The following is a 24,563-nucleotide window of genomic DNA, read 5'->3' on the forward strand; positions in this document are numbered from 1 at the left end:
GATGGTTGCGAAACGTCGGCCTCCCGGCTAGCCTGACATGCAACCAAACGTTGCGGGAGGGGCCATGGAGTTCGGAACCATCGAGCGGGAGATCTACGTCGAGGCGTCGCCCGAGATCGTCTTCGAGGTGGTGAGCAGTCCCGACCACCTCAAGGAGTGGTGGCCGGACGACGCCCGGTACGAGCCGACGCCCGGGTCGACGGGCGAGATCGTCTTCGGCGACCCCGACGCCGGCGGGGCAGTCGTGCCGTTCACCGTCGTCGACGCGCGACCGCCGCGGAGGTTCTCGTTCCGCTGGACGTACCCGGCCGACCAGGTCGCGGCGGAGGGCAACTCGCTGCTGGTCACCTTCGAGCTGACCCCGTCAGGCGGCGGGACGCTGCTCAAGATGACCGAGACCGGCTTCCGCGAGATGGGCTGGGAGATCGCCGTCCTCGAGCAGCAGTACCAGGAGCACGTCACCGGCTGGAACTTCTATCTACCGCGGCTCGCGCCGTACGTCGCGACGCTGCGGGTGCGGCCGTGAGCGCCGCTGTGGCCGAGAAAGTCGACGACGACCTCTGGTCCGCGATCGGGGACCCGACCCGGCGCCGGATGCTCGACCTGCTGCTCATCGAGGGCGACGGCACCGCGACCACACTGAGTCAGCAGCTGCCGGTCACCCGTCAGGCGGTGGCCAAGCACCTCGGCATCCTCGACCGGGTCGGCCTGGTCCGGGCGACGCCGGCGGGCCGGGAGAAGCGGTACCGGGTGGACGACGCCCAACTCGCCCGCGCGGTGGCCCAACTCGCATCCGTCGGCTCGGCATGGGACGCCCGGCTGCAGCGGATCAAGCGGATCGCCGAGGCGATCCAGCGCACCCGACAGGACTGACATCGAGTCTGACGAGACCAAGGAGAGTCGAGATGGTGGACATTCTGCACCGGGTCGGGGTCAAGACCCCGACACCGGAAAAGGTGTACGACGCACTGACGACCGTCGAGGGCCTCGCCGGCTGGTGGACCGACGACACGAAGGGCAGCGGCGACCTCGGCGGTGTCCTCGAGTTCCGGTTCCCTGTCGGTGGCTTCGACATGGAGGTCGTCGAGCTACGGCCGTCCGAGCGGGTGGCCTGGCGGGTGGTCGACGGCCCCGAGGAGTGGATCGGGACCACGATCGACTGGGACCTCCGCCAGGACGGCGACTACACGATCGTGCTGTTCAAGCACCAGGGCTGGCAGGAGCCGGTGGAGTTCATGCACCACTGCAGCACCAAGTGGGGCTCATTCCTGATGAGCCTGAAGTCGCTGGTGGAGACCGGCGAGGGTGCACCGGCGCCGCGGGACGTGCAGATCAGCGACTGGCACTGAGCCGGCCGGCGGCCGGCCCTGTGCGGCGAGCGGCGAGGCCGCTGGCGGTTCCGGGGTGACCCAGCCCGGGCGCCGGAGATAGCGTTCCGGGGGGCGATGTTGTCCGACCGGGCGAGCCAGGCAACCGACGAGCAAGGAGGCGCCATGGCAGAGGAGGCGACCGGCTGGGGCGGGAGGTTGTGGGCGGCCGCTGACCTGGTCACCCCGATGGCCATCCGGGTGGCGGCGACGCTGCGGTTGGCCGACCACATCGCCGCTGGCACGCGGACGATCGAGGCGCTGGCCGCAGCGGTGGACGCTGACCGGGACGCGCTGGGCCGACTGTTGCGCCATCTGGTGACCGCCGGTGTGCTGTCTCATGCGGGGACCGGCACCTACCACCTGACGGCCCTGGGTGAGCAGCTCCGTGACGATGATCCAGAAGGCGTGCGGCCCTGGCTCGATCTGGAGGGTGCTGTCGGGCGCGCCGATCTGTGCTTTGTCCAGCTCTTGCACACCGTGCGTACCGGCGAGCCCGCGTTTGCGCGCCAGTTCGGCCGCTCGTTCTGGGACGACCTGTCGGCCGACGCCCGGCTGGGAGCGTCGTTTGACGCGCTGATGGGAGCCCGGCTGGTGGCGGACGCGCCCGCGGTAGCTGCTGCCTACCCGTGGGGCACACTTGGTCACGTCGTCGACGTGGGTGGCGGCAACGCCAGCTTGCTGATCGCCATCCTTCGTGCCCATCCCGACCTGCTCGGGACGGTGATCGACCTGGCCGGCCCGGTGGCCCGCGCCGCACAAGCCATCGCCTCAGCGGGCCTGGGCCCCCGGGCCGGCACTCAGGTCGGCAGCTTCTTCGATGCCCTTCCCGCCGGCGCGGGCGGCTACCTGCTCTCGGGTGTCCTCCACGACTGGGATGACGAGGACGCCGTCCGCATCCTGCAACGGTGCGCCGACGCAGCCTCCGAGAGGGGAAAGATATTCGTCGTCGACCACATCGGCGATGCCCAAGGCGACACCTCGGACACCGAGGGAGACCTGCGCATGCTCTGCTACGTCCGCGGACGGGAACGCACCCTCGACCAGTTGGGCGAGCTGGCCAGGTCAACCGGCCTGCGGGTCAGCTCGGTCCGGCCAGCCGGCTCACGCTCGATCATCGAGTTGCGTCCGCCTCACTGAGCCATCCGCTTGCCGGCGGGATATCGAGCGTGACGAGATGGCCTTCGCCGATCGCGTGCATCAAATTGTTGGCGCCGGGGACCAGCCGGTCAATGCGCGCCGACAGCCGGAGTCGAGCGCCGACGTTGCCAGCACGGTCGATGGTGACCAGCGATCTGTCCGCAAAGGCGAACAGCACACCGCCGGACACCAGGGCCGCGGCGCGGACGGCGCCGTGCGGTAGGGGCCGTATCGCGGTGACCACACGTCGGCTCAGGTCGATGACCGCAATGCCCGCGTCCTCGACGAGCCACAGCGTATCGCCGCGGAGGATCGCCGCTTGTGGGCGCAGATCGCGCTCGTGTTGCCACAGCACCTGCACACCGTTCACCGGATGGAAGGTCATGACCGTACGCCGACCACTGAGGAAGGTCAGCCGGCCATCGCTGCTGACCCCGTAGCCGCCGCCGGTATCAGTGATGACCACCGGCGCCGGCAGTGACCACTCCGCGAGAACGGCCCCGGAGGTGGCGATCACCAGTAGTTTTGGCAGATCGGTGCCCGTGATGAGCAGCCCATCGGCCGTCGAGTCGCGTTCGGGCTTCCAACGAACCGGCTGCGGCCAGGCAAGTGGACCGGCTCCGGCGAACGCAGCGCCGTCGAACGGCAGGCACTTGCCGTCGGCAAGGGCTACCCGCATCAGAGGGTGGTAACCGCGCCACCCTCCCAGCAGCACATCAGAGCCGCTGACGCTGACGTGATGTCTCAGTCTCATGCCCGGCGTCGACCACAACCGTTGCCCGTTGTCCAGGTCGAAGCAGTGCAGAACTCCTGCTCGGCTCAGGTAAAGGCAGTGCCCGCCCGCGATTACGGTCGTGCCCCAGCAATCCTCGACGCGTTGTTCCCAGCGCTGCAGCCCGCTGCGCGGGTCCAGCCGGACCAGGCGCGAGTGCCGCTCCGCAACGACGAGGGAACCGGGCGCCACGGCCATCGCCAGCGAGCCCGACCTCAGATGCAAAGGCCGCGACCACAATACGCGGACCGGCTGACCCACCACGCCAGCATGATCCGTCGTCATCGCGGATGAGGGCTCGCGGCCGTGCCCCGGACGCCAGGCCCGCCCGGCATCGGGGTGCGGCGGTCGAGCCAGTCGCGGTAAACCGGGGATCTCCGCGCTTCCGCCCAGTACGCCTCGGTGAGCGCGTCCCGTAGCGGGTGCGCGTGCGGTGCGAGCGGCCCGTGGGAGGGCCAGATGAGTCGTTGGCGTGCCCACATCGGATCGCCGGCCAGCGGTCGGATCAGGACGCCTGGGCGGGCCGGGGTCAACGCGTGGGTGAGCGCTACCCCGTGGCCCTGGCCGATGAGCGGGAAGATGACGGCGGCGTTCATCCGCTGTACCCGACGCGGGGTGAAGCCGGCACGCCGGCAGGCGGCCCGGAACAGGCTGCGCATCCGCACGTCCTTGCCCTCGCCGGCGAGCCATTGCTCGGTGGCGAGGTCGGCGAGTGCCACCTCTGGCTGCCCGGCCAACGAGTGTCCTGCGGAGAGCAGGACGAAAATGGGCTCCACTGCGAGTACGGCGTCGTCGAGCTCGGGCGGCAACGCGAGCTCGTATCCGGGATAGTCCAGGCCCAGCCCGAATTCCAGGCGCCCGCCGGCCAGCAGGTCGAGGAGTTCCTCCTCGGTGTCGGCCACGTGCAGGGAGGTGTCGGCCCGGGGGAACAGCGTCCGGGCGGCGGTCATCAGCAGCGCGGTGAGCGGACCGGGTATCGAGCCGAGTCGCAGCGTGTCGAGGTCGGTGTCGCCGGGCCCGCGCTGGCGTACGTCGCGGAGCAGGTCGTCGTAGAGGGTCAGGACACCGGTGGAGTGGTTCAGGACGATGCTGCCGAGCGTGGTGGGCCGGGTGCCGCGGCGACCGCGCTCGAACAGCGGGCCGCCCAGGGCGCGTTCGATCCGTTGCAGCTGCGCGGTGAGCGCCGGTTGGGTGTACCCGAGAGCGGCGGCGGCCCGGCTGATGCTGCCGGCCTCGGCGATCGCAGTCACCATGCGCAGATGACGGATCTCCAGGTCCATAACCCGATGCTATGACCGGCTGGGATTTCCCGGTAGTTCATGCCGGTCGGGACAGTAACCCGGGCCTGATCAGCAGTGTTCGGCAGGAGGCGCAGGTGCGGGAGAGACGGTTCTACAAGCTGGCAACATTGATGTCGGCGGTGCTGGTCGCGGGTGCCGTCTCGGCGCTGCCGGCGGCCGCCGCGCCGGTGCCATCCGGCACGTCCGGCAGGTCCGACTGGAAGGTGGGCGTTTCCGCCCGTCCCGATGATGGGCACTGGGTCACGCTGGTGACCGGCGACCGCGTCTACCTGGCCGACAAGCGGGTCGCGATGACTGCGGGTGCCGGGCGGGAAAACATCGGCTTCAGTCAGTTCACTGAGGACGGCCACCAGTACGTTGTGCCGAACGATGCCCTGCGGCTGGTCTCCGCCGGGCAGGTGGACCGCCGGCTGTTCGACATCACCGGCCTGGTCGCGGCGGGCTACGACGACGCGCAGGTGAGCGAGGTGCCGACCATCGTCGCGTACCCCGCCGGGGCCGCCGGCCGGGCGCGGCAGCGCGCGGACGGTGCATCCCGGGTGACTCGGACGCTGCCCAGCGTGCGCGGCTCGGCGGTACGGGTGAACAAGCAGCGGGCCGCGACCTTCTGGGCCGATGTCACCGACAAGGGCTCGGGGATCGGCAAGCTCTGGCTGGACGCCAAGCGCGCGGTCAGCCTCGATCAGAGCGTGCCGCAGATCGGCGCGCCGCAGGCATGGTCGGCCGGGTACGACGGAACCGGGGTCACCGTCGCTGTCCTGGACACCGGGGTCGACGACACCCACCCGGACCTGGTCGGCCGGATCGCGGAGAAGCAGAATTTCACCACTGCCGCCGACGCCAGCGACCCGGTCGGACACGGTACCCACGTGGCGGCCACCATCGCGGGCACCGGGGCGGGCTCCAACGGCAAGTACCGCGGTGTCGCGCCCGGCGTCTCGCTGCTGATCGGCAAGGTCTGCGAGACCAGGAACTGCGCCGAGTCGGCGATTCTCGCCGGCATGGAGTGGGCGGCGCCACGCGCGAAGGTCATCAACATGAGTCTCGGCGGGCCGGACGAGGGCGACGACCCGTTGAAGGCGGCGGTGAACACGCTGACCGCCCAGACCGGGGCCTTGTTCGTCATCGCGGCCGGCAACGACGGCCGCGACGGAGGCGTCTCCTCGCCGGCCACCGCCGACGCCGCGCTCGCCGTCGGTGCGGTGGACAAGCAGGAGAATCTGGCGTCCTTCTCCAACCGGGGACCGCGCTCCGACGGTGCCATCAAGCCGGAGATCACCGCGCCCGGCGTCGGGATCGTCGCGGCGCTTTCCAAGGACAGCGACTATCCGGAGTACGCCCCCGGGTACACCCAGCTGAACGGCACTTCGATGGCCACCCCACACGTGGCCGGGGCCGCCGCGTTGCTGGCCGAGCAGCACCCGGGTTGGACCGCCGGCGCACTGAAGGCGCAGCTGATCGCGTCGGCCAAGCCGAACCCCGCGCTGAACGCGTTCCAGCAGGGCGCCGGCCGGGTGGATGTGGGCCGCGCCATCAAGCAGGCGGTGCTGCCCAGCCCGACCAGTCTGGCACTGGGCACCCAGGCGTACCCAGCTGACGACGACGTCCCGGTGGAGCGGACCGTGCGCTACCGCAACGACGGTCCGGCCGCGGTAACCCTGAACCTGACCGCACCGGCGACCGGGCCGGACGGCTCGGCGGCGCCGGACGGCATGTTCACGGTGAACCCGAGCCAGCTGACCATACCGGCCGGCGGCACCGCCGAGGCTACGCTGACCGCCAACACCCGGGTGAACAGCGCGACCGGCCTGTTCAGCGGCGCTGTGGTGGCCAGTTCCCCGGACGGTACGGTGTCGGCCCGGGTGCCGGTGGCCATCACCAAGGAACACGAGTCGCGCAAGCTCACCGTCAAGCTCATCGACCGCAACGGCGCGCCGGCCAGCGACTACTCGCTCAGCGTCGTGGGCGTCGACTTCGCCGTCTACAAGGTGCCCTACCACGCCTCGGGCACCGTCACGACCTCGGTTCGGGTCGGCCGGTACGCCGTACAGGCGACGATCCTCACGGACGAGCCCGACGGTGCCAGCTCGACGCTGCTGACCCAGCCGGTCTACCCGGTCACCTCCGGCGGCGACGCCGAACTGATGCTGGACGCCCGCAAGGGAACCTCGGCCTCGGTCACCGTGCCGCGTGAGGGGGCCGCCAGCCGCAGCGCCCACCTCGGCTTCTTCCGGACGCTGCCGTCCGGGTACGTGCTGGACAACCGGGTCAGCGGGACCAGCTTCGCCAAACTCTACGCGGCGAACCTGGGCGGCCCGGTCCCGGCGGACGCGGGCACGCTCACCGGCGAGGTGCGTACGGTCTGGGCGCAGCAGAATGCCGACGGCAGCTTCAACAACTCGCCCTACGAGTACGACCTCGTCTGGTTCCGGCGCGGCGACCTGTTCACCAACTTCCGACACACCGTCCGACAGGGTGAGCTGGCCACCGTGGTCAACCGGTTCCACTCGGTCGGCCCGGTCGACCGGACCGGGTACATGCACAACTGGGGCTTCCCGGCGGACGGCGGCAGCGCGATCTCCGCGCCCATCCCGTTCACCATCCCCGGCGAGCGCATCATCTACTACTCGGCCGACGGAGTGATGTGGCGGAACAGATGGGAACCGCAGGGGCCGTACGGGGCGCAGTTCTGGACGGGTGACCTGACGTACGAGCCGGGCCGGCGGTACGTGGTGGACTGGCAGAAGGGGCCGTCCGCGCCCATCTTCAACGGGGACCGGGTGTTCTTCACCCGGCAGGGCAACCACATGGCCCTCAACGTGCCGGTGTTCGGGGACCAGGCCGGGCACACCGGGTACTCGTGGCTGGACACCGGCCGGATGGCGCTCTACAAGGATGATCAGCTGCTCGCCAACATGCCCACGTACTTCTACGACGCGAGCGGCTCCGTTCCCGCGGCGGAAAGCACCTACCGGCTGGAGTACGCGGTGACCCGCGGCGCGAACGGTTCGATGGACAACAGCACGTCGATCAGCGGCAAGTGGACGTTCCGCTCCGCCGAGACGCCCGGCGACAAGCCGACCGCCCTGCCGCTCGCTTCGGTCGCGTTCCGGCCGGAGCTGGACGTCGACAACAGCGCGCGCGGCGGACGCGTGTTCCCGGTCCCGCTCAGCATCGAGCGCCAGCCGGGTGCGGCCGCCTCCGACCTGAAGACGGTCGACGTCGAGGTGTCGTACGACGAGGGCGCGACCTGGCAGCGGGTGTCCCTGCAGAAGACCGGCAAGGACGCCTTCCTGGCTCTGCTTCACCAGCCGGCGCAGGGGTACGTGTCGCTGCGCGCCAGCGCGGCGTACGCGGACGGTGCCACCGTCGACTACACCGTCATCAAGGCGTACCGGTTGCGGTAGCCGCGACTGCGCTCAGCGCCTGATGGCCAGCCGGGCCGCCGCCATCCGCGGCGGCCCGGCGTGTTCCTCCTGCGGTACTTGCCGTCCAGATCAGGCCTGCGACCGGCGACGGCGGTGGCCTCGTCAGCGCCGAGGTCCGCCCGGTCCGCGGCGGCGACCACACCGAACGTTCGATGCCGCGGTTGCGCGGGGATGACACACTCCCGGCGATGCCCCATGGACCTTCGTGGAAGGGAGTCCCCGTGGCGGAGATGGGCGGACTCATCGCGATCATGGGCGGCCTGGTGTGCCTGCTGGTCGTCGGCGTACTCGCGTGGCTGATCATGACCTACAACCGCCTCGTGCGACTGCGCAATCAGGTCGCCGCTTCGTGGGCGCAGATCGATGTGCAGCTCAAGCGGCGTTCGGACCTGATCCCGAACCTGGTGGAGACCGTCAAGGGCTATGCCGCACACGAGAGCGCCACGCTCGCGGCGGTGACCGCGGCGCGTACCGGGGTGGTCGCGGCGGCGGGTGCCGAACCGGCCGCGCGGGCCCAGGCGGAGAACGCGCTCACCCAGAGCCTCGGCCGGCTCTTCGCCGTCGCGGAGGCGTACCCGGACCTCAAAGCCAGCCAGAACTTCGCGGCCCTGCAGGCCGAGCTCGCCACGACCGAGAACAAGATCGCGTACGCGCGGCAGTTCTACAACTCGGCCGTCCAGACGCACAACAACGCCGGGCAGACCTTCCCGACCATGCTGATCGCCGGCCTCGCCGGATTCAGGGCGCGGGAGTTCTTCGAGACGGCCGAGGGTGAGCGCGGCCCGGTGCAGGTGCGGTTCTGAGCCATGAGCCCCGCCGTCCTCGAGTTGGGTGCCGTCGGCGCGTCCCTCGCGCTCTTCTTCGGCGCGTACGCGTTGCTGCTGTCGATCACCAGGCCGCGCGGCATCCACGCCGCGCCGCCCTCGCCGGATCTGCCCGAGGAACCGCCCGCCGTGGCGAGCCTGCTCGGCACCGGCTGGCAGGTCACCGAGGACGCCGCCGAGGCGACGCTGCTGGATCTGGGGGCTCGCGGCTACCTCGAATTCCGCCAGCCCGACAACGACCCGCACCACACGACGGTCCACCTGACGGGCACCGTCCCGACCGGGCTGACCGCGTACGAGAAGCGGGTCTACGAGCGCGTCGTGAAGCTGGCCGTGGACGGCGTGGTGCCCCTGACCGCCATGACGTTCCGCGACGAGAAGGCGGCGAAGTCCTGGTGGAAGGCGCTGCGCAGGGAGGTCGTCGCGGACAGTCGGGCGCGTGGCCTGTCGCGCCGCCGCTTCGGTCCGGCGATCGTCGTCCTCCTGGTGATCGTGGCGGCTGTCGCCGCGGCCGGGATCACCTACGGCTTCGGTCATTTCGCCATCCGCACGCCGGACAAGCGCGGCAACGACATCGGGGCGACCATCGGGGCGTACGTGATCAGCTTCGCGTTGCTGGCGACGTTCGCCGGCCGCTACAACGGGGAGCGGGACACCGCCACGGGACGGCAGGCCGCGAGCCGATGGATGGGCGTGCGTGACTGGCTGCGCGGGCACGAGGCGTTCGCCGATCTGCCCCCGGCCGCCGTTGGACTCTGGGATCGCTACCTCGCCTATGGCGCCGCGCTCGGGGCGACCCGCACGGCGAGCACCGTCATCGACATGGGCATGGGCGACCGCACCCGGGTCTGGTCCACCTTCGGCGGCTCGTGGCACCGGGTACGGGTGCGGTATCCGCGCAGCGGACGGTACGGGGAGACCGCGCCGAGGCTGCTGTTGCGCGGCGTCCTGCTGGCCGTCATCGGCTACGCCATCGCCCGCTATGGTCACGTCGTCGTGGACATCGCGATGCAGATCGACGCGGTGTCGGCCAGCGCCTTCGCCTCGTTCGCCGGCCTCACCTCGGCCCTCATCACCCTCACCGGTGCGCTGCTGGTCGTCAACGGCTGCTACACCGTCGTGCGTACGATCATCGACCTCGCCACACCGAAGACGATCACCGGTCAGGTCCTCTGGATCGACCTGTGGCGGACGCAGAACTCCAGCAGCGACAACAGCAGCCCACAGCCGATTCTGTACTACCTCGCTGTCGATGACGGCACCAGCGACCGCACCGTGGCGTGGGGGTTGCCGCTGGCGCTGGCGAACAGTTGCGCGACCGGCGACACCATCCAGCTGACCGTCCGGCCCTGGTCCCGGCGCGTCACGGCGATAGGCGTCGTCGAGCGGGGGAGTGGGCACGGTCCTCAGCCGGAGGTACCGACCGACAACCTGGTGCTCGCGGCGCTCAACCAGCCCCGCCAGGGCGGCGGCGCGGCCCCGGCCTTGATCCGCAACCGCTCGTTGCTGCAAGCCGAGGAGGTCGCCAGCGCCCTGCAGTGGCCGTCGCCGGTCACCGCCAGGGCAATGATGGGGCCGGGCGGGATCATCGAGTTCTGCGCTCCGGAGGGCCCGATCCTCATGCTGGTCACGGCGCACGGTGTGCTCGGCTCGATGGCGTGGCGGACGGCGAGCCAGGGAACACCACTGCCCGGCGTCGGCGATGCCGCGTTCACCCGCGGGCCGGCGGCGGCCGCCCGCGTCGACGGCAGCACGGTGCAGGTGGCCCTGCTCCCAGCCGCCAGCGGCCGCGATGCCGCACTGCCCGGCCTGCTCAAGCTCGCGGTGGGACGGTTGCGGGCATGAGCGAACCGCGTTCCGCGCGCCGACTTCCTTGATCGCGTTCTCGGCCAGGTCGAAGGCCTCGGCACGACGAGAGGGTGACCCGCCCGTCCGGCACGGCGGACAGGCGGGCCACCGTCGGGTTTGCTGATCGTCAGCGCCGGTAGATCGTGTAGACCGCGCCGTTGGTCAGCGAAAGGACGGCCAGATTGCCGTCCGGGCTGGTCTCGATGTCCGTGACGACGCCGAAGTCCCGGCCGATCAGGAGGCTTTCGCTTTCCGTGATCTCGTGCTTGGCGAGGTTGTCCGCCACCCGGTCTTCCAGCCGAGGATCGTCGACGGCGATCTTCTGACGGTTGCCGGTCAGGTTGAAGTGGAAGAGGTAGCCCCCGTTGAGGGCGGCCGTCGCGGCACCCATGAACAGATCACCCTGGAACTCCGGCCCGAGCGCACGGCTGTTGAGGAAGCCCATTCCGCCAGGGGCGACCTCCCACCTCCAGCTGAACTCGGGATCGCTGTAGTGCGCCCCGGGAAGCATGAAGAGCCTGCCGAGCGCCTCCTGCGGGCTGTCCGCGATGTTGCTCGGCGGCCACCGCAGTTGCTGCAGGTTCCGCCCGCCGAACGTCGTCTCGATCTCCTTGAACTGGGCGACCCGCTGCACCGGCCCGGCGATCTGGACCCAGCCGCCGTTCATGCCCGGCTCGAGCCGGTTGATCTCGCTGAAGCTGTCGTCGCCGTTCTCCTGCATCCACACACTTCCGGAGGCGGGATCGACGGCCATACCGAATCCGTTGCGGTGGCCGTACGAGAAGATCTTCTGCACGGTGGTGCCGACCTCGCCGCCCATGGCCGCGCCAGGCCCGAAGAAGGGGTTGTCGGTCGGCGCCGTGCCGTCGTCGTTGAGGCGCAGGACGACGCCGCTGAGGTGGGCGTCGTCCGGTGCCGGCCCGCCGAACTGGTCGTCGGGCACGGTCGGCCCCGGGCAGGCGGCGGTCGGGCCGCAGGTGAGGTTTTGCAGCTGGCCACGCCGACCAAGGTCGCCCGTGAAGGTGTACAGCTTCCCGTCACGGCCAAAGCTGATCACTCCGCCGTTGTGGTTGGCGCGGGCGGGCTGGCCGGCGTCCTCTTGACGGGCGCGGATCCGGATCAGGTTGCGGTCGAAGGTGAGTGTGCTGCCGTTCCACACGAACCGGTCGACCCGGTTGCCGAGCAGCGGGGTTTCGCTGAGGACGGTGGAATCGCCGCCGGTCGTGCTCTCCGTCCAGTACAGGTAGACCCCAGGATTGGCCGGGAAGTCCGGGTGCAGCGCGATCCCGAGCAGGCCTCGCTCGGAGCCGGAATTGACGGCGAGGTCCAGTGGCGTGCTGGTGATGGCTCCGTTGACGACGCGCTGGACCCGCCCGGTCGTCTTCTCGAGCACGAACATGTCGTCGTCGCCGATGAAAGCCAGGCCGGTGGGGCTGACCAACCCCGTGGCGGCCGTGCGCACCGCCAGCTTCCGGTCGAGCATCGTCGGTCCACCCGGCTCGGCGTTCGCTGGGGCACCGACCGCGGTCATGGACAGTCCTGATGCGGCCAGGGTCAGCATGGCGATGATCGCTCGCGGTTGGCGGCGGGCGCGTGCCGGTGCCATTGCCCCGCCGGGTGATCCATTCGGTGCTTCCATGGTCTGGCGACGTGGGACGACGGTGCGACGAGGTCGTGCGTGCATGCCAGGTTCCCTTCTTGCCCGAGTGGCGAAGACTGTTCCGCGACGGCGTCGGCCGGCCGCGAAGCCCGACTGCCGCCGCATGGTGTCGTTCGGTGCAGTGACCCCCTTTGGCCAACGGCGGTGCGGGCGGGCCGTTACGTCTGGACGAACCCGCTGGTGACGACCAGGCTTCGCGACCACTGGACGCCCGGCTCGGCCCGAGGCCGGCACTGCTCACCGACAGGTCGCCGGAGAAGCCCATGCCGGGACCTCGGGTCCCACCGGAATGCACGCGCCCCGGGTGCGCTCGGTTCACTCTCAATCGAAAAATTGAAGTTTGGCTGCTGAGGCACACAAGTCGCGGCCTTGCCCGTCCTGTGCTTCACTTCGACCGTGCCCCAGGGCAGCCGGGTGGCTCATTCGACCGGGGGAGGCGGCCGGCGTACCCGCCGTCGTTGGTCGCATCCGGCGGCGCTCGGCGAGCGATGTGCCACTGCGCCATGCCGCCTAGCGTCGTTCCCATGACTGGTAACGATTTTGACCGAAGGCACCTCCTCCGGCGTACGGCCGGCATGACCGCCGGCGTTGGGGCGCTGGCCATCGGCGGAGCCCTGGGCATCACTGACGCGGCTGTCGCGGGTGAACGGCCGTCCGTCCACCAGCCGGGCCACCACCCGGTCGTCGGCACCTGGCGCGGCCTGGTGACGCTGCCGCACGAGGTCGAAGTGGGGCTGTTCACCTTCCTCCCGGGCGGCTTCTTCCTGTCGTTCGCCGACGGTGTCCACGTCGCGACCGGCCGTTGGGTGGCCGCCGGACGGAGTACCGCAAGGTTCGCCCTGTGGCAGGTGCTGCCGGAAGATCTGACCGGGCCGCCACATGGATACCACGGGGAGGTCCAGGCAAAGCACGAGGCTCATGTGAACGGTGACACGCTGACTAGCGCCGGTACGTGGCGAGGCCTCGACATCGACGGGAACGAGACCGGGCGCGGGCCGGTCTACACCAGGGCAACCCGCTTCGGGGTCGAGCCCTTCTGACGGCAACGCGCCGTCGTCGGGTGCGGTCAGCGCACCAGGCCAGCGTGGTGCGCCAGGATCGCCGCCTGGACCCGGTTTGTCAGTTGCAGCTTGGCCAGCACCCGGCTGACGTGGCTCTTTACGGTGGCCTCACTGAGGTGCAGCCGCTTGCCAATGTCACCGTTCGACAACCCTTCGCCGACGGCGGCCAGGACGTCCCGTTCCCGGTCCGTGAGGACGTCGATGCGGCGCAGCGCGTCGCGCCGGTGTGGGCTGCTCGGTTCCGCGAAACGGTGCAACAGGCGGCGGGTGACCCGGGGCGACAGCATCGCCTCGCCTGCGGCGGCGCTGCGTATCGCTGCGGCCATCTGGTCCGCGGTGGCGTCCTTGAGCAGAAAGCCCACCGCGCCGTGGCGCAGCGCCGTCTCCACGTACTCGTCCAGTTCGAACGTGGTCAGCACGACCACCTTCGGCGGGTCCGGGAAGCGGGCGAGCGCCGCGGCGGCGGCGAGGCCGTCGGCGCGCGGCATTCGGATGTCCATCAACACCACATCCGGCTGGTGGATTCGTGCCTCGCGGACCGCCTGGTCGCCGTCCTCGGCTTCGCCGACGACCTCGATGTCGTCGTAGGCCGAAAAGATGGTCAGCAGCGCGGCCCGGACCAGCCATTCGTCGTCGACGACCAGCAGGCGGATCACCGCTCCATCTCCCATGCCTCCCTCGCGACCGGGATCCGGACCAGCACCTCGAAGCCGCCGTCCGGCTGCCGACGGGTGCTCAGCGTGCCACCGACCAGCCGAACCCGCTCGCTGATCCCGAGCAGGCCGTGCCCGCCGCGGGGGGCGGCAGTGGCGGCCACCGCACTGGCGCCGTTACGGACGGCGAGGGTGACGCCGTCATCGTCGGATGCCACGACCACCGTGGTCCGCGCGGTGCGCGCGTGCCTGTGCACGTTCGTCAAGGCCTCCTGCACCACCCGGTACACCGCCTGCTCGACCAGCGCTGGTGCACGTAGGCCGTCCTCGACCGACAGCTCGACCGTCAGCCCGAGGGCACGGGACGCGTCCACCAGCTCCGCCAGGTCCGCGACTCCCGGCTGCGGTCGCAACGGCGCGTCGCCGCCGTCGCGGAGCACACCCACCAATGTACGGAGTTCCTCCAGCGCGGCCCGGCCGATGATCTGGATCTGGCCCGCGACCTCCACCGCGCCCCGTCCCTCCGCCGACGCCAACGCGGTGGCGTGCAACACCATGAGCGACACCCGATGGGTGACGACGTCGTGCATGTCCCGTGCGATCTGTGCCCGCTCCTCGGCGCGCGCCTGGTCGACGAGCAGCTGCTCCTGCGCTCGCCGCGAGGCCAAGAACAGGCCGGCCAGGGTCGGCAGGATGCACATGGCCAGACTGATCGGAAGGCTGGCGTCGGCCCCGTACGCCAGCCACATCGGCATCGACACGGCCGCCACCATCGCGACGGTGAGCACCACCCGTAGCCGCAGCGATCGGAGGTATGCCCCCACCGCGTATTGCGCCACAGGCACGGCCGGCCAGGCGCCCGCGACGAGCCAGCACGCCACGGCACCGGCGTACAGCAGTAGCGGTCGGCTCCGGCGGTCGAACACGGCCACGCCGGTGGCCAAGCCCAACGTCACCGTGATCCCCAGCGGTGCCGGGCGATTGACGATCGGGGAGCCGTTGAACAGGCCGGACTGCAGGTCTTGCCACACCCCTGGCAGGACACACGCCGTGGCGAGCACACCGTCCACCGCCCGGCCCGGACGCAGCCATGGGGCCCGGCGGATGACCATCGCCTGAGTCTATCCAGGACAGCCGATTCGGGCTTCCGCCGATCGATGTAGTCGAAAGGTGTGTCCCCGCTGGGGAGCCCGTCGACCATCGGTGCGCGACTCCGGGCACATCGCGCGATGCCGACCTGATCAGCCAAACCTAGCGTCGGGGGGCATGGAACCCAGATACCGCGACCTCGCCCGCCCGCTGCAGTGGGCCTTCGTCGCCTTCGCCACCCTGAACATCGGATTGCTCCTCCACGGCTCGGACGCGGGCGTCTTCCGACTGATGGCGTTCGTCGGATATGGCGTCGGGGCGATCCTCTCCGTCGTCGCCGCGCTGCGGTGGCACCGCCTGGGCCGTCGGCTGGCGATCGGCTTGCACCTGGCGCTGGCGCCGCTGCAGTTCGTCTTCAGCATCGCCGAGTCGGTCGCGCTTGTCGGCATCCTGCTCTCGCTAGTGATCCTCGCCCGATGCAGGCCGCGCTTCCCGCTGCTGTCGCCGCGGGCCCGCCGGGTCTGGTTGACCCTGCATGTGGGGTTCAGCGTGGGGTGGCTCGGCGTCGCGCTCACGATGACCGCCCTGGCCGTCATCGGTTGGGCCGCGGACTCCCACCCCATGCGACACGGCGCGTACGAGGTGTTGCATGTGATCGACCTGGCCGTCGCGATTCCGTCGATGGCGCTGTCGATCATCACGGGCCTGGTCGTGTCGCTCGGCACCAAGTGGGGGCTCGTCCGGTACCGGTGGGTGTTGACCAAGTTCGCCATCGCGGTGACCATCCCGCTGGTTGCCGGCACCGTCGAGAGCGCGCTGGCCGACGAACTCGCCCTTCGTACCATCGATCCGGCCGGCCAGCCCGGTGCCACCGGCATCGCACTGACGGCCTGCCTGGGCAGCTTCACTGTCGCGCTGTGGATCTCGACCGTGCTGTCGGTCGTCAAGCCCTGGGGCCGAACCCGCTGGGGGCGGCGGGCAGTGGCCGTGCGGGCGGACTCTCCATCCTCGCCACGTCGCCCACTGACGCTTCCGCCACCCCCGAGGCCCGATGCCGGCACCGACCGAATCGCCGGCGCGATGGCGACCGCCCAGCCAGCGCCGACGGTCATCAGGCGGTGACGACCATCGACCTGACGGGCCGGTATCGGCCGTTCTTCGACTTCCAGGTCGACGGGAGGGTGCACATCAACTTCTCCGGCTGGCCTCGCTCGCGTGGTGGGCCGCCGACAGCGCGGGCTCGTGTGGCGAGTCGTGAAGGACTGCTCCGGGTCAGGCAGACTGCTGGCCGAGAAGTCGTTCGATGAGTCGTGGTTCGCCGGGCCAGGCGGCCAGGAGCACGTCGCGGGGGACCTGCCGGCCCGCGTAGCGCAGGGCCAGAGCGACTACGACGATGTCGTCGAGGGGGCCGATGACGGGCAGGAACTCGGGAATGAGGTCGATGGGGCTGGCCACCCAGAGCCCGGCGATCAGGATGGCAATCTTCGCCCGGCGGGGGACGCGCGGATCCTTGCGGAGTCGTCGGACGGTGGTGATGCAGTCGGGGATGAAGGCGGCGAGGTCGCGCAGCGTGCCCGGTGGGAGCCGGCGGGCCAGCAGGATGAGCAGCGCCCACGAGGCGAGCAGGAGCGCGATCGCGGTGGCCAGGGCGAGCAGCCAGTCATGCACGGGGGGATTCCTGTCCGAGCGGGGCGTGTACGGCTTGGTAGACGTCGGCGGCGTAGCTGTCGAGCGCCTCGGCGCAGCGTTTGAGGCCATCTTCGGCCTGGACGCCGGCGGCGACGCCGAAGATGTCGCGGGCCTTGAGTTCGCGGAACCAGCGGCGTAGCCGGTCCAGGCTCTGCTCTTCCTCGTCGAGTTCGGCGACGGTGAGCTTGCCGATGCGTCTCTCCTTGGCGATCTCGGCTTCGTACTTGTCGCACTCGGAGGTGAATTCGGTCCACTCGTCGGCGCGCGCGGTGTTGAACTCGTCGGACAGGCTGCTCCGGCTGTCATCGTCGTGCGGGGTGGTGTCGAGCATGAGCATCCGGCCGTCCGCCCGGCGGACCAACTCGGCGACGCGGTCCAGGCCGGTCGCGAACACGGGAGCCGCCGGTGCTGCCCAGACGCCGCCGCTGACCGGGACGGCGCCGACCCGGCGCAGCTCTCGCCAGACCGCTACCCGGTGTCGGGACGGGCCGGCCGGTAGCCGGATCACGGCGACCAGCCAGCCAAGAGAATCGCTCGCCACGCCGGCGAGTGTAACAGCCGCTACATCAACCGAGTCGCCCTCGGTCGCGTGCTCACCTCGCGAGCAGCGCGGCCAGGTCGTCGGGCACCGGCATGGGCTGGGTCAGCGGCACTCGGGCTCGGCCCGTGTTGCCCTCCGGGTAACGGCCGGTGGCGGACCCGGGGCCGGCGACGGCGAGCCGGATGACCTGACCGACCGCCTCTACCACGTCGCGCTCGCGCAGCGCGCGGCGCAGCATGACGGCGTGCACGACCGTGTGCGGCCAGGGCCACGGCTGGGAGAGGATGTGCGCCCGTTCCGCCGCCCGCCACGCGACCGCCTGGTCGGTGGCGGTGCGGGCCGTGGCCAGTTCGGCGTCGAAGGCGGCCCGGACCGCCGCCGGCATCGTCCGCCTCACCGGTCGCCGCCAGAGCAGCAGGAGCAGCCGGGCCGGCAGCCGCAGGCATCGCCATCCTCGGAAGGCGCGGCAGCCGCGGACGCGGCGGCCCCCGGGATGGCGCAGCAGGTGTCCCCGCGCCAGGCTTCGCGGCCTTCCTTGAGGGCGACGGCGGCGATGACGAGTGCGGCGACCGGGTCGGCCCAGGACCAGCCGAGCAGGCTGTTGAGGGCGAGTCCGACGAGCAGGACCGCGGACAGGTAGGTGCACAGCAGGGTCTGTTTGGAGTCGGCGACCGCGGTGCGGGAGCCGAGTTCCCGGCCGGCGCGGCGCTGGGCGTACGACAGGCCGGGCATGACGGCCAGGGACAGCGCGGCCAGCACGAGGCCGACGGGGGAGTGGTCGGCGTCGGCGCCGCCGAGCAGGGCGCGGACCGACTCGACGGTGACGTACGCGGCGAGGGCGAAGAACGACACCGCGATGATGCGCAGGGCGGTCTTCTCCCGGGCCTCGGGGTCGCGGCCGGCGAACTGCCAGGCCACTGCCGCGGCGGAGGAGACCTCGATGACCGAGTCGAGGCCGAAGCCGATCAGCGCGGTCGACGAGGCGACCGTGCCGGCGCTGATCGCCACGACCGCCTCGACCACGTTGTAGGTGATGGTGGCGGCGACGAGCAGTCGCACGCGGCGGGCCAGGACCGCCCGCCGGGCCGGCGAGGGGACGGCCGGGGTCTGGATCAGCGGCAGGGTCATCAGCAGCAGCCCGTCGCGTCGGCGTCGGGGCAGGCGGCCGGATCCACGGCGAGCACCAGACCAAGGAGGTCGCCGAAGGCGTGCGCGAGCCGGGGGTCCGCAAGCTCATATCGGGTACGCCGGCCCTCGGGAGCGGCCACGACCAGGCCGCAGCCGCGCAGGCAGGCCAGGTGGTTGGACAGATTCTGCCGGGTCGTGCCGAGCAGGTCGGCGAGCTGGGCCGGGTAGCCGGGGCCATCGCGCAGGGCCAGCAGCAGCCGTGCCCGGGTCGGATCGGACAGGGCGTGGCCGAACCGCGCCAGCACCTGCCCGTGGGTCAGTGTCTCCACGCCACCGATAGTACATCCAACGCTGTATCAAATGGCTGGGTCACCGGGCCAGCATCACGGGGCCGTACCCGGGTGGCGGGTCACCCGGACGATCTGTGCGGGGCGCCGTGTACCGCTGTGGTGGACGCGGTATGCGCGGGCTTGCCGCTGACGGTCACGACCAGCACGGCGAGGCAGCCGATGAGTAGGGTGAACCCGCCGACCAGCAGGTAGGCCCACCGCCGATCGGCGCGGCGTGGCTCGACGGATGGGCGGCGGGGGAGGCTCCCTTCCCGCACTCGTCTGGGCACCGAGGGGGAGTTCAGCACCGGCCATTTCGGTGGTGGATTCTGCGATCGGGACGCCATGCTGCCTCCGCGTAAGTCGCCGCCGAGACCGGACGACTCGTCGGGGAAGGGATCGACGAGCCGTCCGGGCGGAAAGACGCGTCGGCCGCGGCCCTCCACTCCTACCAGGCGATGCATCACCGGGCCGCATTACATGGAGCGTCGGCTGCCCACCTTGCGACGCGTGCTGCGATGCGACCACGGGTATTCGCCGCTCCCGGGAACGCGGCGAGGTCAGCGGCCCAGGCTGGCGGCCATGCGGCGGCGCATGGGTGCGATCGCCGCGGTCAGACGCAGGATCGTGCGGAAGGTTGCCCGGCCGAGCGGGGTCGAGTTCGCGGCGTTCTGGGCGTTGCGCAGGGACTGCTTGACGGCGGCGAAGCCGTAGCGCAGCATCTCGCGCTCGTACCCGGAGATCGCGGCCAGAAGTGGGAGCTCGCCGGCGCGGGCGGCGATCAGCTTGCGTCGGAGCAGGTCGGCGTCGCGCAGCGCGGTGTTCGCGCCGATGCCGGCCATCGGGGTCATGTTGTGGATGGCGTCGCCGAGCAGCGTGACGCGGCCGGTCGTCCAGGGTGTGACCGGGGTGGCGCTCTTCACCCGGATCGCGTGGAGGGTGGCCGGGTCGCTTCCGGCGATGAGCCGGTGGAACGCGGGCGACCAGCCGCGGATCCGGTCGGTGACGACCTGCTGCAGCGATGCGCCGTCCTGCTGCTCCACGTCCGGTGGGAACCGGTCGGTAGCGTCGGCGAAACCCCAGAACGCGTAGTCGGTGTCGTCGTACGGCGGCGTGCCGGAGCGCCCGGCGGCCGCCCGATCGATGCGATCGTGCTGCCAGACGGCGGTGAAGAGCGAGCCGCGGCCACGGGGGACGACGATGTTGGCCCGGGTACGCAGGGCGGGCGGCAGGTCGGACGCCCGTTCGGGGGTCAACGGATACTTGCCGGCCACCGCGAGCACGCCGGTGTCAAGGCGCTGCGCGTGCGGGAGGAGCTGGCCGCGTACGCGGGAATTGGCGCCGTCCGCGCCGATCAGGAGATCGGCGGTCGCGGTGGTGCCGTCGGCGAAGTGGGCGGTGACCCGGTCGCCGTCGAGCCTATAGCGGTGGAAGTTCCTGCCCAGGTGTACGACGTCGTCGAGCTGGTCGAGCAGGATCTCGCGGAGCCGGATCCGGCTGACGCCGTAGTGGCGGCTGGTGGGGCCGGTGGACGGGTTGATCTCGGCCTCGGTCAACCCGAGTAGCTCCGTGCATTGGTCGGTGAGAAAGCCGAAGCCGCTGTCCCCGGTCGAGACGGTGGCCAGGAACGACCGCCACGCGTCCGGGGGAAGGCAGTTGTGCAGGGCGTGCGCGCCGGCCGGGTTGATGTGGATCCGGTAGCCCTGCAGCCAGTCCGTGCGTTCGAGGGTGCGCTCGTAGACGTTGACCTCGATGCCGGCTCGGCGCAGGCCGTGGGCCAGGGCCAGTCCGCCGATCCCGCCGCCGATGATCATCACCGAAAAGCTCGTCATGCCTCCCAGAGTCACCCTTGCGTCTGACTCTGTCAACCATCCGTTTGATTGATAGGATCAGGAGCATGCCTGAGGAGTCGAGACCTCGTCGTTCCCCGTCCGGTCCGGAGCGGAAACGCGACGCCGAGCGCACCCGGGAGCGGATTCTCGACGCCGCGCTGGTGGAGTTCGGTGAGCACGGCTACGCCGGCGCGCGGGTCACCGCCATCGCCCGCCGGGCCGGCGTCAACCAGCAGTTGATCTCGTACTACTTCGACGGCAAGGAAGGGCTGTATCGCGCCCTCATCGAACGCTGGCGTGCGTTGAGCGGTGAGCTGAACCGACCGGACGCTCCGCTGGACGAGGTGGTTGCCGCGTTCCTCCACGCCGGAACGGCACAGCGGCACTGGGTCCGGCTATTGATCTGGCAGGCCCTGGAAGGCGACCGCGAAGAGGGCGCGGAGCAGTATCGCCGGTCCATGGTCGACGACCTGCGCCAACGTCAGGCCGCCGGTGAGATCGCCCAGGACCTCGATCCGGCCTACCTGCAACTGGCCCTCTTCGGCGCAGCGCTCGCGCCCACACTGCTGGCCCACTTCGCCGAAGACTTCACCGGTCTGCCCGTCGACTCTCCCGAGTTTCTCGCCGGGTACGGCGAAGAGCTCAAACGCCTCGTCGCGCGGCTGGCCAAGCCCCTGTGACCGATCCGCAAAAGGCCGTAGCCGATGAGGAAGCGAACCATGGCTGACACCCTTCCCGATCCGAGCGTTGTGCATCCGATCCCCGAGCAGCCGCGTGTGGTGCTGCTGAAGCCGTTGGTGACGTCTCCGCTGATCGAGGTCGGAGAGTTCTCCTACTACGACGACCCGGAGGACCCGACCGCCTTCGAGACCCGTAACGTGCTGTATCACTACGGGCCGGAGAAGCTGGTCATCGGGAAGTTCTGCGCGCTGGGCACGGGCGTGCGGTTCATCATGAACGGCGCCAACCACCGGATGGACGGTGCGTCGACCTTTCCTTTCCCCATCATGGGCGGTTCCTGGGCCGAGCACTTCGACCTGATCACCGGCCTGCCCGGACGGGGCGACACCGTGGTGGGCAACGACGTGTGGTTCGGCTACCGCGCCACGGTGATGCCCGGCGTCCGGATCGGCAACGGAGCGATCATCGCCTCCGGTTCGGTGGTGGTGGACGACGTGCCCGACTACGGCATCGTCGGCGGCAACCCGGCCAGGCTCATCCGTCGCCGCTATGCCGAGGAGGACGTCGCCCGCCTGCTGGCCCTGGCCTGGTGGGACTGGCCGATCGAGCACATCACCGAGCACCTCCGCACGATCATGGCCGGCAGCCTCGACGATCTGGAAGCCGCGAACCCCGGACAGCGGTAGCGGCACGCCGAGGAGGTCAGCTCGACCGGCGCCTATGGTTCCACGGTGGCAAGCAGGCGGGACGCGGTCGCCGGCGGCCACGTCCCGCCCGCCTGGCGGCCGGTCAGGTGATCGGCAGGTTGTGGAAGGTCAGCAGACCACTGCCGGTCGCGTTGACGATCCAGGGTCCGGCCCGCAGATGGCTGAGGTAGCTCACGCCCGTCGCGCCGTCGGCGGGCGCGGAGAGGGTCAGCCTCAGCTGGCCGCCGGCGACGTACTCGACATCGGTCACGGTGACCGCGGTCCCGTTGACCCGGAAGTCCGCCGCCGCACCCGGCTCGACCGTCAGCGGGTCGTCGCTGCGCAACTGGATGGTGATCTCCGTGCGCTCGGGGTTCGAGAACGCCGCGGTGCTCGGATTCGGCGGGGCGACCCCCTCACCAGGTCCGTGGTAGAGGTCGCGCGCCACCACCGCGAACGTGTGGTCGCCCATCTCCCGGTAGCCCTGCTCCCAGGCGTAGTGGCAGCCGTCGTGACCCGAGAGGCCGTTGGTCGACAGCAAGGTCACGCCGAGCGTGTCGCCCATCTGCCGCTGCGCCTCCCGCAGCGCGCCGGTGGTGCTGTTGCTGCACGGCGAGGTGCGCACCTGATACACGAAGTACCGGGTCCCCTCGGCGATGTCGGCTCCCAGCTCAGCTCGCCAGTCGTCGAGCAGCGCGGTGAAGCCGGTGACGTGTACGGCCGCTTGGTCGTTGTCGGATTCGCCCTGATACCAGAGCAGCCCGCGGACGTCGCCCAGCACCCCGGCGCCCACCAGGCGTTGCCGCAGCCGGCCGTAGTTGGTGCGGATGTCGTCCGGGTCCGCGTCATTGCGCTGGAAGAACGAGATCGGCTGGCCGCCGTGGGCGCCGTTGAGGATGGCCACCGGGACCTGATAGGTGTCCACGATGCGCCGGGCCATGCGGATGCCCCACTGCCCGATCGAGCCGGGCTGGTTGGTGACCTCACTGCCGGCGTAGTTCCAGCGGCGGTCCGCCGCCGACAGGACAGGATCGGCCGTGGGAGACCCGTAGCTGCGGATGAACGGCGACTCCTCGCCGGCGGAGGAGCCCTTGTAGGTCGCCGCCACGGCATTGGACTGGCCCTGGATGACGTAGACGTCGCCGGCCAGGATGCCTTCCCATACGGCCACCCGGCGGGTCACCTGGGCGCCCAGCGCGCGCAGCGCGAACCGGTAGTCGCGCAAGGTGGCGTCGATGCGGGGGCGGAACGAGAAGTCGCGCCGGTCGGTGACCGGGGCCGTGTAGGTCCACTCGTCTTCGCCGCTGGTCACCGTGAGCTGAACCGCCTTGACCCGCGGGTCGGTGACTGCGCCGGACACCGGCACGGTGGCGCCGTTCGCGGCGTCCCGGGGATACAACTGGCGGTCCTGCGGGTGCTGATCCAGGGTCAGCACGGAGGAACGGGCGTACACGGTCAGCCGCCGTTGGGTGAACGTGCCGGCGTTCCCGGCGAACGTCCAGTCCGGGTGACCGGTTGGCGCGGAGCCGATGCCGAGCGAGAGCGCCGCGCCGGTGGACGTGAAGGTGTTGACCGCCAGTACCGTACGCGGCGCGTCCGGCGAGGGGCGGCTGGCGCCGACCTGGTGCACCTGGAATGAACCGTACCCGCCGGAGGCGTTGACGGTGTCGTCGGCGTCGTAGTTGGTGGACGAGGCACCGGAGATCTGCCGGGACGAGCCCGTGCTGTAGGTGTTGGGCCACATCTCCAGATAGCCGGCCTGGCCGGTGCCCGTGGTGACGCCAGGAACGTTGGAGGCCACGTCCAGGTCGTTCACCCGCTGACGGGTGATCTCCCCGGTGCGGGTCGGCAGGCCGAGGCGGTGCGCGTCCGCGGTGAAGGGCTCCATGGCCGTCCAGACCCACTGCGGGCCCGTCACGCCGTCCAGCTCGAGGCAGTAGCCGACCCGGTCGAAGCCGGCGGCCACCGCGTCGGTGCGGTCGAAGGTGTACGGCGGGGTCTGGTTGAGCCAGGTCGCCCGGGTCGGCAGGTCGATCGAGAGGACCGGGGTGAAAGCGGCCATGCCGTCGACGTTCGCGGCGCAGGCCGTGTCGTCGACCGGCCGGTCGACAGCGAGCGTCGGGCTGGCGGCGGCCGCCGGCCCGGACACCACCGCGATCGAGGACAGCAGCAGCAGGCCGGCCGCAGCGAGGGCGACGCCGCGCAGTCGTGGCGCCGCATCGCGGAGCCCGGGGGAGAAGTGTGGACGGGGCATGACTCGTACCTCCAGCAAGGTCGTAGTTCGCGCCGCCGGAACGACGTGCCCCATGACTAACAGTGGACATTCACGCATCACAATGTGATTGCGGCGAATGGTCGGATCCTCGCGACGGAGGCACGCTCTGGGGCGACCAGCGGGCGACCGGCTACGTCCACAGGGGCCCGGCTTGCCCGGATGGCGCTATCCCGAGAGCGTTCCCGCGATCTGCTGCCGCTTTGGACGCGATGGCCGCTGCCTCGGCGCTTGTGCAACGATCGTCGGGCGTCATGCCGAC

At 70.5% G+C, this 24,563-nt stretch carries 23 protein-coding genes; 11 read left to right on the top strand and 12 right to left on the bottom strand.

The window, feature by feature from the left end:
• Positions 1-64 precede the first annotated feature (64 nt).
• The 4 genes from ACGF4F_RS03045 (at position 65) to ACGF4F_RS03060 (ending at position 2,507) form a co-directional block, all read left to right on the top strand.
• Positions 65-526 carry an SRPBCC family protein gene (locus tag ACGF4F_RS03045; RefSeq protein ID WP_357435991.1) on the top strand — a complete coding sequence of 154 codons (462 nt, stop codon included), beginning with the start codon at positions 65-67 and terminating at the stop codon, positions 524-526.
• Complete coding sequence (locus ACGF4F_RS03050) at positions 523-873, top strand: metalloregulator ArsR/SmtB family transcription factor (RefSeq protein WP_357435993.1); 351 nt, start codon at positions 523-525, stop codon at positions 871-873. Before ACGF4F_RS03045 ends, ACGF4F_RS03050 begins: the two co-directional genes overlap by 4 nt.
• A 32-nt stretch (positions 874-905) precedes the next feature.
• Positions 906-1,349, top strand: coding sequence for an SRPBCC domain-containing protein (locus ACGF4F_RS03055; RefSeq protein ID WP_357435994.1), 444 nt, complete (start codon positions 906-908; stop codon positions 1,347-1,349).
• A 207-nt stretch (positions 1,350-1,556) separates the two neighbouring features.
• Positions 1,557-2,507 (top strand): methyltransferase, encoded by a 951-nt coding sequence (locus tag ACGF4F_RS03060; protein WP_393074319.1) that lies wholly within the window; start codon positions 1,557-1,559, stop codon positions 2,505-2,507.
• On the opposite strand, the gene ACGF4F_RS03065 is transcribed toward ACGF4F_RS03060, so the two are convergent.
• Together ACGF4F_RS03065 and ACGF4F_RS03070 are read right to left on the bottom strand one after the other, a co-directional pair.
• On the bottom strand, positions 2,482-3,564 hold the full coding sequence (locus ACGF4F_RS03065) for a PQQ-binding-like beta-propeller repeat protein (protein ID WP_393074322.1): 1,083 nt from the start codon (positions 3,562-3,564) through the stop codon (positions 2,482-2,484). The two genes, ACGF4F_RS03060 and ACGF4F_RS03065, sit on opposite strands and share 26 nt — an antisense overlap.
• On the bottom strand, positions 3,561-4,559 hold the full coding sequence (locus ACGF4F_RS03070) for a LysR family transcriptional regulator (protein WP_393074325.1): 999 nt from the start codon (positions 4,557-4,559) through the stop codon (positions 3,561-3,563). The genes ACGF4F_RS03065 and ACGF4F_RS03070 overlap by 4 nt, the downstream gene beginning before the upstream one ends.
• Before the next feature lie 95 nt (positions 4,560-4,654).
• On the opposite strand from ACGF4F_RS03070, the gene ACGF4F_RS03075 reads away from it, so the two are divergent.
• The 3 genes from ACGF4F_RS03075 (at position 4,655) to ACGF4F_RS03085 (ending at position 10,677) form a co-directional block, all read left to right on the top strand.
• Positions 4,655-7,987, top strand: a complete 3,333-nt coding sequence (locus ACGF4F_RS03075) for a S8 family serine peptidase (RefSeq protein WP_393074328.1) — start codon at positions 4,655-4,657, stop codon at positions 7,985-7,987.
• A 251-nt stretch (positions 7,988-8,238) separates the two neighbouring features.
• Positions 8,239-8,811: a LemA family protein gene (locus ACGF4F_RS03080; RefSeq protein ID WP_357436480.1), complete on the top strand. Its 573-nt coding sequence runs from the start codon at positions 8,239-8,241 to the stop codon at positions 8,809-8,811.
• Positions 8,812-8,814: 3 nt separating this feature from the next.
• Positions 8,815-10,677: a DUF2207 family protein gene (locus tag ACGF4F_RS03085; RefSeq protein WP_393074331.1), complete on the top strand. Its 1,863-nt coding sequence runs from the start codon at positions 8,815-8,817 to the stop codon at positions 10,675-10,677.
• Positions 10,678-10,807: 130 nt separating this feature from the next.
• On the opposite strand, the gene ACGF4F_RS03090 is transcribed toward ACGF4F_RS03085, so the two are convergent.
• Positions 10,808-12,211, bottom strand: coding sequence for a PQQ-dependent sugar dehydrogenase (locus ACGF4F_RS03090; RefSeq protein WP_393074334.1), 1,404 nt, complete (start codon positions 12,209-12,211; stop codon positions 10,808-10,810).
• A gap of 653 nt (positions 12,212-12,864) precedes the next feature.
• Between ACGF4F_RS03090 and ACGF4F_RS03095 the strand changes: the two genes are divergently transcribed.
• Positions 12,865-13,380 (top strand): hypothetical protein, encoded by a 516-nt coding sequence (locus tag ACGF4F_RS03095; RefSeq protein WP_357436008.1) that lies wholly within the window; start codon positions 12,865-12,867, stop codon positions 13,378-13,380.
• A gap of 26 nt (positions 13,381-13,406) precedes the next feature.
• Here the strand turns inward: ACGF4F_RS03095 and ACGF4F_RS03100 are convergent, their stop codons facing one another.
• Both ACGF4F_RS03100 and ACGF4F_RS03105 read right to left on the bottom strand, forming a co-directional pair.
• Entirely contained in the window at positions 13,407-14,057 is a 651-nt protein-coding gene (locus ACGF4F_RS03100; RefSeq protein WP_073834032.1) for a response regulator transcription factor, read from the bottom strand.
• Entirely contained in the window at positions 14,054-15,166 is a 1,113-nt protein-coding gene (locus ACGF4F_RS03105; RefSeq protein WP_393074339.1) for a sensor histidine kinase, read from the bottom strand. The genes ACGF4F_RS03100 and ACGF4F_RS03105 overlap by 4 nt, the downstream gene beginning before the upstream one ends.
• A gap of 154 nt (positions 15,167-15,320) precedes the next feature.
• Between ACGF4F_RS03105 and ACGF4F_RS03110 the strand changes: the two genes are divergently transcribed.
• The gene (locus ACGF4F_RS03110; protein WP_357436011.1) at positions 15,321-16,265 is read left to right on the top strand and encodes a hypothetical protein; all 945 of its coding nucleotides are present in this window, start codon (positions 15,321-15,323) and stop codon (positions 16,263-16,265) included.
• 150 nt (positions 16,266-16,415) lie between these two features.
• Here the strand turns inward: ACGF4F_RS03110 and ACGF4F_RS03115 are convergent, their stop codons facing one another.
• From ACGF4F_RS03115 to ACGF4F_RS03140, 6 genes are all read right to left on the bottom strand, one after another.
• Positions 16,416-16,811, bottom strand: coding sequence for a DUF1232 domain-containing protein (locus tag ACGF4F_RS03115; RefSeq protein WP_357436013.1), 396 nt, complete (start codon positions 16,809-16,811; stop codon positions 16,416-16,418).
• Complete coding sequence (locus tag ACGF4F_RS03120) at positions 16,804-17,373, bottom strand: Chromate resistance protein ChrB (RefSeq protein ID WP_393074343.1); 570 nt, start codon at positions 17,371-17,373, stop codon at positions 16,804-16,806. The genes ACGF4F_RS03115 and ACGF4F_RS03120 overlap by 8 nt, the downstream gene beginning before the upstream one ends.
• 52 nt (positions 17,374-17,425) lie before the next feature.
• Entirely contained in the window at positions 17,426-17,770 is a 345-nt protein-coding gene (locus ACGF4F_RS03125; RefSeq protein WP_393074346.1) for a DUF3703 domain-containing protein, read from the bottom strand.
• On the bottom strand, positions 17,767-18,501 hold the full coding sequence (locus ACGF4F_RS03130) for a cation transporter (protein ID WP_357436015.1): 735 nt from the start codon (positions 18,499-18,501) through the stop codon (positions 17,767-17,769). The genes ACGF4F_RS03125 and ACGF4F_RS03130 overlap by 4 nt, the downstream gene beginning before the upstream one ends.
• The gene (locus ACGF4F_RS03135) at positions 18,501-18,830 is read right to left on the bottom strand and encodes an ArsR/SmtB family transcription factor (RefSeq protein WP_393074353.1); all 330 of its coding nucleotides are present in this window, start codon (positions 18,828-18,830) and stop codon (positions 18,501-18,503) included. The genes ACGF4F_RS03130 and ACGF4F_RS03135 overlap by 1 nt, the downstream gene beginning before the upstream one ends.
• Before the next feature lie 560 nt (positions 18,831-19,390).
• Positions 19,391-20,662 (bottom strand): FAD-dependent oxidoreductase, encoded by a 1,272-nt coding sequence (locus ACGF4F_RS03140; RefSeq protein ID WP_393074356.1) that lies wholly within the window; start codon positions 20,660-20,662, stop codon positions 19,391-19,393.
• Between the two features lie 65 nt (positions 20,663-20,727).
• On the opposite strand from ACGF4F_RS03140, the gene ACGF4F_RS03145 reads away from it, so the two are divergent.
• Both ACGF4F_RS03145 and ACGF4F_RS03150 read left to right on the top strand, forming a co-directional pair.
• Positions 20,728-21,342 (top strand): TetR/AcrR family transcriptional regulator, encoded by a 615-nt coding sequence (locus tag ACGF4F_RS03145; RefSeq protein ID WP_393074359.1) that lies wholly within the window; start codon positions 20,728-20,730, stop codon positions 21,340-21,342.
• 39 nt (positions 21,343-21,381) lie between these two features.
• Positions 21,382-22,029: a CatB-related O-acetyltransferase gene (locus tag ACGF4F_RS03150; RefSeq protein WP_357436019.1), complete on the top strand. Its 648-nt coding sequence runs from the start codon at positions 21,382-21,384 to the stop codon at positions 22,027-22,029.
• Between the two features lie 103 nt (positions 22,030-22,132).
• Here the strand turns inward: ACGF4F_RS03150 and ACGF4F_RS03155 are convergent, their stop codons facing one another.
• A complete protein-coding gene (locus ACGF4F_RS03155) occupies positions 22,133-24,283 on the bottom strand; it encodes a sialate O-acetylesterase (RefSeq protein WP_393074362.1) in 2,151 nt (716 codons plus the stop codon).
• Between the last annotated feature and the right edge of the window lie 280 nt (positions 24,284-24,563).

It is taken from the genome of Micromonospora sp. NPDC047740, from assembly GCF_043204735.1.
In the GTDB taxonomy this organism is placed as follows: domain Bacteria; phylum Actinomycetota; class Actinomycetes; order Mycobacteriales; family Micromonosporaceae; genus Micromonospora.

Bases quoted from the DNA above. Each gene is read 5' to 3' on its own strand.
- ACGF4F_RS03045 (WP_357435991.1), top strand. From the start codon at position 65: ATGGAGTTCGGAACCATCGAGCGGGAGATCTACGTCGAGGCGTCGCCC.
- ACGF4F_RS03055 (WP_357435994.1), top strand. From the start codon at position 906: ATGGTGGACATTCTGCACCGGGTCGGGGTCAAGACCCCGACACCGGAA.
- ACGF4F_RS03060 (WP_393074319.1), top strand. From the start codon at position 1,557: ATGGCCATCCGGGTGGCGGCGACGCTGCGGTTGGCCGACCACATCGCC.
- ACGF4F_RS03065 (WP_393074322.1), bottom strand. From the start codon at position 3,564: ATGACGACGGATCATGCTGGCGTGGTGGGTCAGCCGGTCCGCGTATTG.
- ACGF4F_RS03070 (WP_393074325.1), bottom strand. From the start codon at position 4,559: ATGGACCTGGAGATCCGTCATCTGCGCATGGTGACTGCGATCGCCGAG.
- ACGF4F_RS03080 (WP_357436480.1), top strand. From the start codon at position 8,239: ATGGGCGGACTCATCGCGATCATGGGCGGCCTGGTGTGCCTGCTGGTC.
- ACGF4F_RS03085 (WP_393074331.1), top strand. From the start codon at position 8,815: ATGAGCCCCGCCGTCCTCGAGTTGGGTGCCGTCGGCGCGTCCCTCGCG.
- ACGF4F_RS03090 (WP_393074334.1), bottom strand. From the start codon at position 12,211: ATGACCGCGGTCGGTGCCCCAGCGAACGCCGAGCCGGGTGGACCGACG.
- ACGF4F_RS03095 (WP_357436008.1), top strand. From the start codon at position 12,865: ATGACTGGTAACGATTTTGACCGAAGGCACCTCCTCCGGCGTACGGCC.
- ACGF4F_RS03105 (WP_393074339.1), bottom strand. From the start codon at position 15,166: ATGGTCATCCGCCGGGCCCCATGGCTGCGTCCGGGCCGGGCGGTGGAC.
- ACGF4F_RS03110 (WP_357436011.1), top strand. From the start codon at position 15,321: ATGGAACCCAGATACCGCGACCTCGCCCGCCCGCTGCAGTGGGCCTTC.
- ACGF4F_RS03130 (WP_357436015.1), bottom strand. From the start codon at position 18,501: ATGACCCTGCCGCTGATCCAGACCCCGGCCGTCCCCTCGCCGGCCCGG.
- ACGF4F_RS03140 (WP_393074356.1), bottom strand. From the start codon at position 20,662: ATGACGAGCTTTTCGGTGATGATCATCGGCGGCGGGATCGGCGGACTG.
- ACGF4F_RS03145 (WP_393074359.1), top strand. From the start codon at position 20,728: ATGCCTGAGGAGTCGAGACCTCGTCGTTCCCCGTCCGGTCCGGAGCGG.
- ACGF4F_RS03150 (WP_357436019.1), top strand. From the start codon at position 21,382: ATGGCTGACACCCTTCCCGATCCGAGCGTTGTGCATCCGATCCCCGAG.
- ACGF4F_RS03155 (WP_393074362.1), bottom strand. From the start codon at position 24,283: ATGCCCCGTCCACACTTCTCCCCCGGGCTCCGCGATGCGGCGCCACGA.